Annotated in this window: 9 protein-coding genes and 1 pseudogene; 6 read left to right on the top strand and 4 right to left on the bottom strand. The window is 70.7% G+C overall.

Features of this window, described 5'->3' with window-relative positions; translation table 11 throughout:
* The 3 genes from D7Y13_RS28585 to D7Y13_RS28575 form a co-directional block, all read left to right on the top strand.
* The coding region (locus D7Y13_RS28585; RefSeq protein WP_120630830.1) for a M1 family aminopeptidase at positions 1–2,555 on the top strand (2,555 nt) is incomplete at its 5' end.
* 240 nt (positions 2,556–2,795) lie between these two features.
* Positions 2,796–4,748, top strand: a complete 1,953-nt coding sequence (locus D7Y13_RS28580; RefSeq protein ID WP_120585307.1) for a PAS domain-containing sensor histidine kinase — start codon at positions 2,796–2,798, stop codon at positions 4,746–4,748.
* A 154-nt stretch (positions 4,749–4,902) separates the two neighbouring features.
* On the top strand, positions 4,903–5,079 hold the full coding sequence (locus D7Y13_RS28575; protein WP_370450765.1) for a hypothetical protein: 177 nt from the start codon (positions 4,903–4,905) through the stop codon (positions 5,077–5,079).
* A 78-nt stretch (positions 5,080–5,157) separates the two neighbouring features.
* Here the strand turns inward: D7Y13_RS28575 and D7Y13_RS28570 are convergent, their stop codons facing one another.
* The 3 genes from D7Y13_RS28570 to D7Y13_RS28560 all read right to left on the bottom strand — a co-directional run bounded on the left by D7Y13_RS28570 (position 5,158) and on the right by D7Y13_RS28560 (position 7,779).
* Complete coding sequence (locus D7Y13_RS28570) at positions 5,158–5,688, bottom strand: TspO/MBR family protein (RefSeq protein WP_120534036.1); 531 nt, start codon at positions 5,686–5,688, stop codon at positions 5,158–5,160.
* A 127-nt stretch (positions 5,689–5,815) separates the two neighbouring features.
* Positions 5,816–6,583 carry a ferritin-like domain-containing protein gene (locus tag D7Y13_RS28565; protein WP_120585308.1) on the bottom strand — a complete coding sequence of 256 codons (768 nt, stop codon included), beginning with the start codon at positions 6,581–6,583 and terminating at the stop codon, positions 5,816–5,818.
* A complete protein-coding gene (locus D7Y13_RS28560; protein WP_120585309.1) occupies positions 6,580–7,779 on the bottom strand; it encodes a hypothetical protein in 1,200 nt (399 codons plus the stop codon). The genes D7Y13_RS28565 and D7Y13_RS28560 overlap by 4 nt, the downstream gene beginning before the upstream one ends.
* 282 nt (positions 7,780–8,061) lie before the next feature.
* Between D7Y13_RS28560 and D7Y13_RS28555 the strand changes: the two genes are divergently transcribed.
* Genes D7Y13_RS28555 through D7Y13_RS28545 form a run of 3 tightly spaced genes read left to right on the top strand, consistent with a single transcriptional unit; the run spans position 8,062 to position 12,017 of the window.
* Complete coding sequence (locus tag D7Y13_RS28555) at positions 8,062–10,413, top strand: CHASE2 domain-containing protein (RefSeq protein WP_199732909.1); 2,352 nt, start codon at positions 8,062–8,064, stop codon at positions 10,411–10,413.
* Between the two features lie 27 nt (positions 10,414–10,440).
* Positions 10,441–11,043 (top strand): SH3 domain-containing protein, encoded by a 603-nt coding sequence (locus D7Y13_RS28550; protein ID WP_120534043.1) that lies wholly within the window; start codon positions 10,441–10,443, stop codon positions 11,041–11,043.
* Complete coding sequence (locus D7Y13_RS28545; protein WP_233595861.1) at positions 11,043–12,017, top strand: M48 family metalloprotease; 975 nt, start codon at positions 11,043–11,045, stop codon at positions 12,015–12,017. The genes D7Y13_RS28550 and D7Y13_RS28545 overlap by 1 nt, the downstream gene beginning before the upstream one ends.
* 44 nt (positions 12,018–12,061) lie before the next feature.
* Here the strand turns inward: D7Y13_RS28545 and D7Y13_RS28540 are convergent.
* A pseudogene (locus D7Y13_RS28540) lies at positions 12,062–12,761 on the bottom strand (extensin-like protein); the annotation flags it as partial.

Below are 12,761 nucleotides of genomic sequence, written 5' to 3'. Positions count from 1 at the left end.
GCGCCACCGAGCACTACGCCGCGCCCCGCCCCGTGCGCGCCGAGCACGTGCGCATCGAGCTGGACCTGGACTTCGCCCAGCGCGCCATCGCCGGCACCTGCACCACCCGCGTGTCCGCCGTCCGCACCGTCGCCACCGTCACCTTCGACGCGGTGGACCTGGACGTCACCGACGCGCGCGTCGACGGCCACGCCGTCCCCTTCTCCAACTCCGGCGCCCACGTGCGCGTGGAGCTGCCCCGCGCGCTGGAAGCGGGCCAGGCGTGCGACATCGCGCTCACCTACCGCGCCCGTCCCCGCCGCGGCCTCTACTTCTGGGGCCCCGACGCGGGCTACCCCGACCGGCCCCTCCAGGCGTGGACGCAGGGACAGGACATCGACGCGCGCTGCTGGTTCCCGTGCCTGGACACGCCCGCGCAGAAGGCCACGTCGGAGGTCATCGCCACCTTCCCCGCAGCGATGACGTCCCTGTCCAACGGGGTGCTCGTCAGCGACATCACCACCGGCGAGCGCCGCACCCAGCACCACCGCATGGCGCAGCCGCACGCGCCCTACCTCGTCACGCTGGTGGTGGGCGAATTCGACGAGGCCACCGACACCGCCGGCACCACGCCGCTGCGCTACCTGTTCCCCAGGGGGCGCCGCGAGGACGCGCTCCGGTGCGTCGCGCGCACGCCCCAGATGGTCGCCGCCTACGAGTCCATCACCGGCGAGCCCTATCCGTGGAGCGGCTACGCGCAGGTGTTCGTCACCGAGTTCATCCTGGGCGGCATGGAGCACACCACCGCCACCACGCTGGTGGACACGGTGCTGCACGACGCGCGCGCGCACCTGGACTACACCGCCGAACCGCTCATCTCCCATGAGCTGGCGCACCAGTGGTTCGGCGACCTGCTCACCTGCCGCGACTGGCCGCATGGCTGGCTCAACGAGGGCTTCGCCACCTACTTCGAGGTGCTGTGGAAGGAGCGCGGCGACGACCGCGACGAGGCCGACCACCACCGCATGCTCGACCTGGACGCGTACGTCACGGAGACGCGCGAGCGCTATGCCCGCCCCATCGTCGCGCGCTCGTTCCAGGCCCCCATGGACCTGTTCGACCGCCACCTCTACGAGAAGGGCGGACTGGTCCTCCACGAGCTGCGTCGCCGCGTGGGCGACGAGCTCTTCGTGCGCGCCCTGCGCCACTACGTCGCCCGCCACCGCCACGGCGTGGTGGAGACGGTGGACCTGGCGCGCGCCTTCGAGGAGGCCACCGGCCACAACCTGGATCCCGTCTTCGACCAGTACGTCTTCTCCCCCGGCCACCCGGAGCTGAAGGTGGAGGTCCGCTACGAGGCCGACGACGGCCGCCTGCGCATCGCCGTGCGCCAGACGCAGCGCACCGACGCGGGCACGCCCGTCTTCCGCCTCCCGCTGGACGTGGTCGTCACCGTGAACGGGCAGGACACGCGCCACCGGCTGGACATCACCGACGCGGAGCACCGCTTCCACCTGCCCTGCCCCGCCGCCCCCTCGCAGGTGCGCGTGGATCCGCGCCGCGACGTGCTGGGCACGCTGGACGTGGACAAGGCCGTGGGCCTGTGGCGCGAGGAGCTGGCCTCCGCCCCCGAACCGCGCGCGCGCACGGAAGCCGCGCTCGCGCTGGGCAAGGACGGCGGCCTGCGCTCCGTGGAGGCCCTGGGCCGCGCGCTGACGACCACCGACCTCTTCTGGGCCACCCGCGCCGCGTGCGCGAAGTCCCTGGGCCGCATCCGCACCCCGGAGGCCCGCACGCACCTGCTGGACGCGCTGGACACCGCGCACCCCCGCGTGCGCCGCGCCGTGGTGGCCGCGCTGGGCGAGTTCCGCCACGACGCGCAGGTGGCCGGACGCCTGCGCGCGTTGGTGGAGGCCGGTGACGCCAGCTACTTCGTGGAGGCGGAGGCCACGCGAGGCCTGGGCCGCGTGCGCGCGCCTGACGCCCTGCCCCTCTTGGAGGCCGCCGCCGCGCGGCCCTCGTTCCAGGATGTGATTGGCGCGGCCGCGATGGACGGACTGGCGGAGACCCAGGACGCGGCCGCGTTCCCGGTGGCCGTGGCCCGCACCGCGTACGGACAGCCCGCGTTCCTGCGCCGCGCCGCCGTGGTCGCGGTGGCGAAGCTGGCCGAAGGCGCGAACCGCAAACGCGAAGCGGTGGACCTGTTCGCCCAACTGCTGCGCGACCCGCAGTTCCGCGTGCAGCTGGCGGTGTGCGACGCGGCCCCCACCCTGGGAGACCGGCGCCTGCTGCCCGCGCTGGAAGGCACCACCTTCAGCGACCCCCGCACCCGCCGCTATGCCCGCGAGGCCGTGCGCTCCCTGCGCGAGGGCGCGCCCCAGGCCCGCGAGATCGCCTCGCTGCGCGAGGAGCTGGACTCGCTCAAGCAGGAGACGCGCACGCTGCGCGAGAAGCTGGAGACCCTCTCCCTGCGCGACGCCGCCCCCGCGTCGAAGTCCAACGCCCGGCCCGTGCGCAAGCGCGCGGCGAAGGCGACGAAGCGCGGACGCACGCCCCCGCCCAAGCGGCGGCGTTAAGCACGGCCGGCGGCGGCGCCATCGCTCTGGAGAATGAGCCGCCCGCCCGCCTTCCCTCCAGGGGTGCTGCCCACGGCAGGAGTCCGATTTCGCCGCGCGAGGCCCGCCCACCGTGTGTACCTGTAGGCAATGGGAACGCGCACGGGGTGGCCATCGACGCGCCCGTCAACGCCGGGGGAACCCCCATGTCCCGGCAGGACCGACGCCACGGGGTGTGGCGTGGGTTCCCAGGAGCGAGGCATGGTCGGAGGAGGAGCCGCACGAGAGCTGGAGGCCGTCCTGGACGCGGCGGTGGATCCGGTCATCGCCTGCGACGGCGACGAGCGCATCCTGCACGTCAACGCGGCGACGGAGCGGCTGCTGGGCTGGAGCCGTGAGCAGCTCGTGGGCAGGCCGGTCACCGACCTCTTCCCTCCCCGCCTGCACCACTTCCATGGCCTGAGCCTGGCGCGCTACCTGCTGTCGCGCCGCAAGGTGTTGGGAGGGCGTCCCACCCGGGTCTTCGCGCTGCGCCGCGACGGCGTGGAGCTGATGGTGGAGCTGACAGTGGGGTCCACCGGCGAAGGCGGACGGGAGCGCATCGCGCTCACGATGCGCCGGCTGCATGAGGTCATCGACACGCTGGAGGAGCCGGTGGAGCACGTGACCGGCGGCCCCACCGACCTTCCGCACCACGAGGAGACCGTGGACCGCCTCTACCGGCTGCTGGTGGAGAACGCGCCCCTGGGCGTCTTCCACTTCGACCGCGCGCCCATCATCACCGCCTGCAACGAGCTGTTCGCGCACCAGTTGGGAACGTCCAAAAGGAACCTCGTGGGCCTGCACCTCTTCACGCTGCGCGACGAGCGGATGATGGCCTGCGTGCGCGAGTCGCTGGGCGGCCACCCCTGCGAATACGAAGGGGACTATCGCTCGCTCACCAGCGGCAAGGTCATCCCCGTGCGCGTGCGCTTCGCGCCCTGCTACGGCGACGACGGCGAGGTCGAGGGCGGCGTCGGCATGGTGGAGGACATCACCGACCGCCGCCACGTGGAGGCCGAGCGCGAGGCGCACCTGGCCCAGTTGGACCTGCTCTTCCGCAGCGCGCCCGTGGGCATCGGCTTCGTGGGCACGGACCTGAGATACGTGCGCGTCAACGAGACGCTCGCGCGCATCAACGGCCTCCCGGCCGAAGCACATCCGGGCCACACCCCGCTGGAGCTGTTCGGCCCCCAGACGGGCGCCGCCGTCGAGCAGTTCCTGCGCAAGGTGCTGAAGACCAACGAGCCCCAGGTGCAGGTTGAGTCCACGACCGACGGGACCCTGGGCCTGGAGGGTCCCCGGCGCTACCTGAGCGGCAGCATCTACCCGGTGCACACGCCCGACGGCCGCGTGCTGGGCCTGGGCGTGCTGGTGGAGGACATCACCGAGCGCAAGCACGCGGAGGAAGAGCGCGCGCACCTGTACCGCGAGGCCCAGGACGCCATCCGCGTGCGCGACGACTTCCTCTCCATCGCGAGCCATGAGTTGAAGACGCCGCTGACGCCGCTGAGCCTGCGCCTGGCCACGCTGGAGCGCCGCCTGGAGCGTGGCGAGCACGTGGACCCCGGCGTGCTGCGCCACGCGCGCCATCAGCTCACGCGCCTCACCGGCCTCATCAACGACCTGCTGGACGCCTCGCGCATCGAGGCCGGCCGGCTGGCGCTGCACCCGGAGGTCACCCGCTTCGACGTGCTGGTGGAGCACACGCTGACGTCCCTGGAGGGGCAGCGCGGCAACCACGTCTTCGACTTCAAACCGCCCCCGGACCCGGTGTCCGTCCACGGCGACGCGTACCGGCTGGAGCAGGTCGTCCTCAACCTGCTGGAGAACGCGCTCAAGTACAGCCCGGACGGCGGCACCATCCGCGTGCGCCTGACGGTGAACGAGGACGTGACGGTGCTGTCCGTGAACGACCCGGGCATCGGCATCCCCGAGGACCAGCAGCAGCAGCTCTTCGACCGCTACTTCCGGGCCCGCAACGCGTCCACGCGCTCCTACGGCGGGCTGGGCCTGGGCCTCTACATCAGCCGCGACATCGTGGAGCGCCACGGCGGCCGCATCTGGGTGGAGAGCGAATCGGGCCGGGGCTCCACCTTCTTCGTCGCGCTGCCAACACTCTCCGCCGCCCGGCCGCCTCTCCCGCGCGCCCAGGGTGATCGCCACCTGCACTGAACCCGGAGTGCGGACCGCGCTGAAAGAACTTCAGCCCTCCAGATGAGGCAAGGGCCCCGGGCCCGATGCAAAGGGCTGGAATCCCACGCTTCCATCCCCTGGCACGGCGGCTGCTCTAGGTGAGTGCACGGGAGGGAGCACCACAATGGAAAACATGACGATGCCGCAGAGCGAGACCCCTGTCAGCCGCGACAACGAGGGGTGGCTGGTCCGGGTGAAGGTCGCGGGACGCATCCAGGAAGTGCGCTGCGCTACGGAGAACCAGGCGCGCTACTTCGCCGCGGTGCTGTCGTTCAACAACGCGGGCCGTCCCAACCGCCTGCGCAATTGAAGCGAACATGATGAGGGGACGAAACGCGCGGGCCTCTTCGAAGAGAGAGCCCGCGCACGTCTCCCCGGACCGACGAACTCAGGCATTGCGGCGGGCGATGTCGGTGGACAGCACGTTGGCGAAGGACACCCAGCCCAGGTACGGGGCCATCAGCCACGGGGCCTTGCGGTCCACGCCGCTGGCGGCGGCGGTATAGGCCACGATGCTGCCCAGCAGCGCCCAGTTCTCCACCGCCGCGGCGCGCACGTCGCGCTTCCTGAAGAACAGGTAGGACCAGGCGGAGTTGAGTCCCAGTTGGACGAACCACAGGCCCAGCGCCTTCGAGCGCTTCGCGCCCGCCGGAGAGCCCCAGATGCGCCAGCCGGAGACGGCGATGAGCGCGTAGAGCGTGGTCCACACGGGACCGAAGAGCGCTCCGGGCGGCTGGAAGGGCGGCTTCTTCAGTCGCTTGTACCAACCCTGCGACACGGCCTCGCGCGTGCCCCGCGCCCCCAGGTAGACGGCCCCGGCGGTGATGGCGCCGAACGCGCCCAGCGCCACCGCCGACTCGCGGTTGAGCGTGGGGTTGTGCTCGAGGCCCTCGGAGCCTCCCAGTTCGCTGAGTTGCATGGCGTGTCCCTCCCTGCCTGTGGCGAAGTCGTGTGCGGAGCCACAAGCTGTGTCCTCCCGCCACCGGAGGCCACGCGTGCCTGCCTGCCCGTGGGGCAGCAAGCCCGCTTCGTGAACACCTTCCGGCTCAAGGGGCGGGCGTGGGCGCGGACTCCATGGGAGCGCGGGCTTCGGTGGACACTCCCGCCGCGAGCCAGCCCTTCACGAGCAACAGGTGTTCGGCCTCCGCGTCCAGGGCCAGTTGGAAGCGGTCCGCGAGGGTGTCGTGGCCCAGCCCGCGGGCCAGGTCGATGAGCAGCTCCCAGCTCGCGTTGTCCGTCAGCTCCGCCACGAGCAGCGCCTCCGTGCACTGCCGCAGGTTGGTGCGCGCATCCGAGATGGCCGCGGGCACGCCCTGGGAGATGACCGCGGAGAGGTCCGCCGACGGCGTCATCGCCGTGGGGTCCGCGCCCATCTTCTCCATGGACTCGATGAGCAGGGCGAAGTGTCCCAGCTCGTCGTCCAGAATCTTCGTGAGCAGCTCGCGCGACGGTCCTCCCTCCCAGCTCCCGTACACGTCCAGCTTGGAGAGGGCGCCCTCGTAGAGCCGGACGCCGGTGCGCTCGAAGGCGAGCCGCTCCCCCAGCTTGTCGATGAACACGGTGGGCTTGCTTCCCTTGAGCATGTCCACCGCGGTCTTCGCCATGCCCTTGAGGCTGGACGGCGGGGGCACATGGCCCAGGCCATCCCCCGACTCCCGGGCGTACTGCTTGCGCACTTCCAGGATGCCCTGCCCGTCTCCCGGGCTGCTGGGGATGGCGCGTTGCGCCTCCTGGATGATGTCCTTGCTGTCGATGGGGGATGTCTTGATGCCGGTGCGGTTCATGCCCACGTCGGCGACGGTGTCCTTGCTCATTGCAGCCTCCTGCCTTCCAGCACCGAGCCCATGCGTTCCGCCTTCGCCGCCAGCTCCGTGCCCGGCCTCCACTGGTAGCCGGCCGCCACCGTCTCCGACGGCGAGCCTTCCGAGTTGAGCTGCGCCTGGTAGACGCGCGTGCGGTGGTCCTCCGGCAACCGCGACACGTAGTCCGGACCGTTGGAGCGCATGTCCACCTCCTGCGAGAGCACCTTGCGCACGAACTCGCGGTGCTCCTTGAACGCGAGGGGCTCCGGGAGCGTGCGGGGCAGCACCTCCGCCGGGTCGCGCCGCTCCATCTGCTTGAACAGCTCCATCACGTAGTGCAGGTGGCCCAGCTCGTAGTCCACGAAGCGCTGCCACACCGCCTTCACGTGCGGGTTCGTCTCGTACGCCAGGCAGGAGTAGTAGTTGTAGACCTCCGCGGCCTCGTGCAGCAGCCACTTCTCCAGCATGGATTCGTCCGGATCGCAGAGCGAGCCGTACTGGGTGACGTGCTGCTCCTCGATGGAGGCGATCTCCGCGTAGAGCTGCCGCGCGACGGGGTCCGCGAAGAACGGGCCCACGGTCATGTAGTAGTCGTGCGTCTGGAACTCGGATGCGGTGATGGTGATGGCGTGCAGCTTGGACAGCGGATCCGCCGTCTTGTGGTCGTAGGACGTGCGCACGTCGTCCAGCGGATGGCGGTGCTCCACGGACGTGGGCCGGCCGGGACGGATGTCGGAGTAGGACTGGATGAGGTTGTTGGGGTCCTTGCCCTCCAACCGGTCGTAGAGCGCCGAGTAGCGGTACAGGTGGTCGAAGTCCTCCAACATCCCGAACCGGTAGGTCTGCGCCAGATAGGGGTCCGGCTCATGGATGGCCACGCTGGCGGTCGCCTCGATGGCCAGTTGCTCGAAGCCGAGCGTCGTTTCGAGGGGGGTCTGGTCCGGCGGGTTGAGCCAGTTGACCATCGTCTGCTGGTGGTGCTCCGCGCGCCGCACCAGCGCCAGGTGGGGCCGCAGCTCCCGGTTGAGCCGGGCGAAGAGGTGCTTCATGCGCAGCGCATCCGCCTCAATGCCGTTCATCAGGATGACGCGCGTGCGGGTAAAGGCATCATCGTCCAGCTTGCTGTAGGGCCGGCGCACCATGTCCTTCCAGGTGAAGAGCTGCCGCTCCAGGGGGGTGCCTTTTTCTTGGAAGAGATCCAAAGCCACGGTGTGACTCCTTCGAAAGGGAGCGGGGGGGGTTGTCACCCCGGCAGCGAGGATGCGTCGCGTCCGCCCGTGCCCAGAAGGTCCGGCGTCGGCCCGGCCCCGGCAACCGTCGGGCCTGCGCTGGCTGGATGACGCGAGAGGCGTCGATGGCTCGCAAGGACTCCTGCTCTACCGGCTCTTCCGGTCCTCTTGGATGAAGGTCCAATTCCGAAGGGCGGGTGGGATGCCGCGAGGGTCCGGCCCTGGGGTAGCGTCGCGGTGCAGACCTCTTGGGGAGGAACCGTGGCGGGTGAGCCGTGGAAGATCATCCAGCAGCGCTGGCGCGACCATGGGCCGCGGATGTTGGGGGTCGCGCTGGTGGCCACGCTGGTCGCGTGGGCGTGTGAACACGGCACCCCGTTCCTGAAGCAGGTGGAGCCCGTCGCCTATGACCGGGCCCTGAGCACGTACCTGGGGGAACGCAAGGAGTCCTCGCGGGTGGTGGTGGTGGCCATCGACCAGCTCACGCTCGATGGCATCAGCGAGAATGAACAGCTGCGCATCAACTTCGGCAACTGGCCGTACACGCGCACGCTGTGGGCGCGCATCGCGCAGGAGCTGAAGGCCGCGGGCGCGAAGGCGGTCCTCTTCGACGCGGTGATGGACGAGCGCGCGTCGGACGAATCCGCCGACCTGGGGTTCGCCCAGGTGCTGCGCGAAACGGACCTGCCCTTCTACGTGGGCATGGTGACCAGCGGCACGGCGACCCCGCTGCCCCGCGCGGACTTCCAGGCCCCCGTGCCGGTCGCCCTTCCTGACACCGCGTCCCCCACCCCAGAGGACACGTTTGCGGAGGACGCCGCCGAGGAGTTCAAGGACGGCCCCGCGACAGCCACGCCCACGCTGACGCGCGCGGCCCTGGCGCGGGCGCTGGCGTTCCCGGTCAGCCGGACGGACGGCAAGGCGCTGCCCGCGCTCGAGTACGTGTCGAGCCAGGGCACACCGCAGCCGCGCCATCCGGTGCCCCCCACGCACGCGCTGGTGGGCGCGGTGAACGGGTTCGGGCTGGTGGACACGGAGGCGGACGAGGACGGCGTCATGCGGCGCACGCGCTTCGCGTACACGGATGGCATCAACACCTACGTGACGCTGCCGGTGCGCCTGATGGCGGACCTGCTGGGCGCGAAGGAGGTCACGCTCTCCGGCGGCACGCTCCGCCTGGGTGAGCGGACGTGGCAGGTGAATCCGGACGACGGCAGCGCGGCGCTGGACTATGGCGGTCCGCTGCACAAGCGCTACCCCATGGTGAGCTTGATCAAGGTGCTCAATGACTGGATCCACCGCAGCCACGGCGAGGCGGTGAAGCTGCCCGCGGACACCTTCCGGGGCAAGGTGGTGGTCATCGGCGGCACCACGCCGGGCATCAACGACATCAAGGCGACGCCCTTCTCCTCCACGGAGCCGGGCGTGGCGAAGCAGGCCGCCGTGGTGGACACGCTCCTGTCCGGCGAGTTCATCACCCGCGCGCACTGGAGCGTGGACCTGGGCATCACGTTCCTGGCCGCGCTGCTGTCCGCGGTGCTGTTGATGACGGCGCGCTGGACGCCCCTGGAGGTGGTGTGGCCGCTGGGGCTCGTGTTCGGGCTGCACCTGGTGACGGGGCTGGCCCTGAAGACGTCGCACACGCACGTGCTCACCGCGATGCCGTCGCTCGCGGGCATTGGCGCCAGCGTCGCGGCGCTGGCCTTCAACCACCTGACGGCCAACCGCGAGACGGAGTTCATCCGGCAGGCGTTCAGCCGCTTCATGGAGCCGAAGCTGGTGGCCCAGATGATCCGCTCGCGGCAGCTTCCACGCCTGGATGGGGAGAACAAGGAGATCACCGCCTTCTTCAGCGACATCCGGGGCTTCTCCACGTTCAGCGAGCACTTCAAGGAGGACCCACGCCAACTGGTGCGCATCCTCAACACGTACCTGACGACGGTGAGCGGGGCGCTGCTGCGCGAGGGCGGGTGCCTGGACAAGTACATTGGCGACGCGGTGGTGTGCCTGTTCGGCGCGCCCATGGACCAGGAGGACCACGCCATCCGAGCGTGCCGGGGCGCGCTGGCGGCGAAGGCGGCGGTGGAGGCCCTGCGCGTGGACTTCCGGCAGAAGGGGTTCCCGGACGTGTACACGCGCATCGGCGTGAACAGCGCGGTGAACTTCGTGGGCAACTTCGGCAGCGACCAGCTCTTCAGCTACACGGCCATTGGCGACGGGATGAACCTGGCGGCGCGGCTGGAGGGCGCGAACAAGGCCTACGGGTCGGTCATCATGATTGGCCCCCGCACGTACGCGCTGGCGAAGGAGCACATCGAGGTGCGCGAGCTGGACCGCGTGCGGGTGGCGGGCAAGACGGAGGCCGTCACGGTGTATGAGCTGCTCGCTCTCAAGGGCCAGCTGGCGCCGGAGCTGCAGCGCACGGTGGCGCACTACCATGAGGCCCTGGCGCTGTTCCGGCAGGCGAGGTTCGCGGACGCGGCGGCGGTGCTGGAGGCGGAGGCGGCAAGAGGCCTGGAGGATGGGCCCACGGGGAAGCTGATGGAGCGCTGCCGGGAGTACCTGGAGACACCGCCGGAGAATTTCGACGGCGTGGCGAATCTTGAGAAGTGACGGCGTATGGAGTGGGGGAGCACGACCATGAAGCGACTGAAAATGGGCGTCCTGCTGTTGGCGCTGGGGGTGCCAGCAGCGGCGGCGTGGGCGGCGAAGCTGGGGGACAAGCTCTACGTGAAGGCGCGCAACACGCGGGTCCTGGTGAGCCCGGAGGCCACGTCGAACGTGGTGGTGGTGCTCCAGCCCGGACAGCAGGTGACGTGGAAGGGCGCGTCCCCCAAGGACAAGCAGTGGCACCTGGTCACGGAGCCCAAGGGCAAGCCCGGCTACGTGTTCCAGACGAACCTGTCCACGAAGCCGCCCAACATGGAGCTGGTGGCCAAGGACGGACAGACGCGGGCCATCGACCCGGCGGCCTTCGTGTCCAGCGGCGCGGCGGTGAAGGCGCTGAGCCCCGGGGCGGAGAAGTACGGCCAGGACAAGGGCGGCGACTACGCGGCGGCGGTGAAGCAGATCAAGCAGGCGGAGGCGCTGGCCGCCGCCGTCACCCCCGTGAAGATCGCCGAGCACGTGAAGCAGGCCGGGCTGTTCCCGGTGGTGGCGCCCACCACGACGGTCGGTCCGCAGAAGGTGGCGCAGGCCGCGCCGGCCAGGGGCGCCAGCAAGCCCCCGAAGGAGGCGAAGTGATGCGCTCGCACCTGAAGGTCGCGGCGGCGGTGGGCCTGGGGCTTGGCCTGACGTCCTGCGCGAGCCTGACGAAGGGCTTGAAGGCCGCGAAGCTCGGAGGCGACGCGGACCGCCTCGTGGCCGTGTCTGAGAACACGCAAAAGTGCGACAAGCTGGGCGCGGAGCCCGCCATCCAGGAGGAGTACGCGCTGGGCAGCGCGCTGGCCATCCAGTGGGTCCAGCGGGGCGGCGGGCTGATGCTGGCCACCGCGACGGATCAACAGCTGACCACCTACGTCAACACGGTGGGCCGCAACCTGGCCATGCAGTCGCCGCGGCCGACCCTGCAGTGGACGTTCGGCGTGCTCAACGACACGCGCAACTTCAACGGCCTGTCCGCGCCGGGGGGCTACGTCTTCGTCACGCGCAAGCTGCTGCAGGGCGTGGACAACGAGGGCCAGCTCGCGGGCGTGCTGGCCCATGAGATTGCCCACATCGTGCTGAAGCACGCGCTGCACCAGTACGCGTCGGTGAAGGTGAGCAGTTGCAAGGGCGCCGTGGTGGGCAATGCCCTGGTCTCCGCGGCGGCGGGGCGGCTGCTGTCCGCGAGCGACCGGGACGGCAAGCTGGACCTGGATTCGGACACGGGCCTGCTGGCCGACCTGACCGAGAAGACCGTGGAGCTGGCCGGCAAGGGCCACCGCAAGGAGGAGGAACTGGAGGCGGACCGGCTGGCGGTGGAGCTGATGCTGGGGGCCGGCTACGACCCGGAGGCGTACCGTCAGCTCATCGCGAAGACGCCCGACGGGGGCGGCTTCTTCGCCAACCATCCGAAGCGGGACGAGCGCACGAAGCAGATTTCAAAGGTCGTCCTCGCGCAGAAGGCGGGCGCGGACACGTTCGCGGAGCTGTCCACCGATTCGCTCCAAACCCCCGCCCTGCCGGCCAGCTTCGCCGCGGTGAAGGCCACCGGCGTGGCGAAGGACGCGAAGTAGGCGGGCCCGTGCGCGGGCAGTGACTGCCCGCGCTCGGACGGACTTCAGCGCATCGTGGCCTGGCTCAGGGCGCGGTGCACGGACTCCAGGGCCTTGCGCGCCTCCAGCAGTTCGGCGCGCTCGGCGGTGAGGGACGCGACCTGCTGGGCCAGCACGTCGCGCTCGCCCTGGAGCGTCTCCACGGCGCGGCGCAGGGACGCGGACTCGTCCTTGGCGCTCTCCAGTTCCACGGCGAGGCGCTCCTCCTCGGCGAGGCTGTCGGCCAGGGCCTGCTTGCCGCGCGCCACCACCTGCTCCAGCGAGTCGTGTTCCCTGGACGCGGCCTGGAGGGCCTGGCGGGACTCCTGGAGCGACAGCAGCGCTTCGTCGCGCTCGCCTTCCAGGGCGGCCAGTTCGCGCTCCAGGTCGGCCAGCAGCTTCACGCGGCCTTCCATCTCCGCGGTGAGGCGGCGCGCCTCGTCCATGCGCAGCCGGGCTTCCTCGGTGGCCTTCTCCGCCTGACGGCGCGCCACCTCCAGGTCCTGGGTGAGCGTGAGGTTGAGCGCCTTGACCTTGGTGAGGTCCGCCTGGAGGTGGGTGATGCGCTCCACGGCGCGCTGGCCGGCTTCCGCGACGGTGGCGGGCAGCGGCTCCGGACGCGGGTTCTCACGCACGGCCTTGAGGCGGGCCTTGAGGCGCTCGCGGCGGGACTCGGAGTCCATGGCCTCCTGCGGAGGGGCGGGCGTCTGCACTTCGACCTGGGCG

The organism is Corallococcus praedator, assembly GCF_003612125.1.
Lineage (GTDB): Bacteria > Myxococcota > Myxococcia > Myxococcales > Myxococcaceae > Corallococcus > Corallococcus praedator.
This window is presented reverse-complemented; position numbering and strand designations above follow the sequence as displayed.

Excerpts from the sequence above, each read along its gene's own strand:
- D7Y13_RS28550 (WP_120534043.1), top strand. The coding sequence starts at position 10,441 with ATGAAGCGACTGAAAATGGGCGTCCTGCTGTTGGCGCTGGGGGTGCCA.
- D7Y13_RS28580 (WP_120585307.1), top strand. The coding sequence starts at position 2,796 with ATGGTCGGAGGAGGAGCCGCACGAGAGCTGGAGGCCGTCCTGGACGCG.
- D7Y13_RS28575 (WP_370450765.1), top strand. The coding sequence starts at position 4,903 with ATGACGATGCCGCAGAGCGAGACCCCTGTCAGCCGCGACAACGAGGGG.
- D7Y13_RS28545 (WP_233595861.1), top strand. The coding sequence starts at position 11,043 with ATGCGCTCGCACCTGAAGGTCGCGGCGGCGGTGGGCCTGGGGCTTGGC.
- D7Y13_RS28570 (WP_120534036.1), bottom strand. The coding sequence starts at position 5,688 with ATGCAACTCAGCGAACTGGGAGGCTCCGAGGGCCTCGAGCACAACCCC.
- D7Y13_RS28565 (WP_120585308.1), bottom strand. The coding sequence starts at position 6,583 with ATGAGCAAGGACACCGTCGCCGACGTGGGCATGAACCGCACCGGCATC.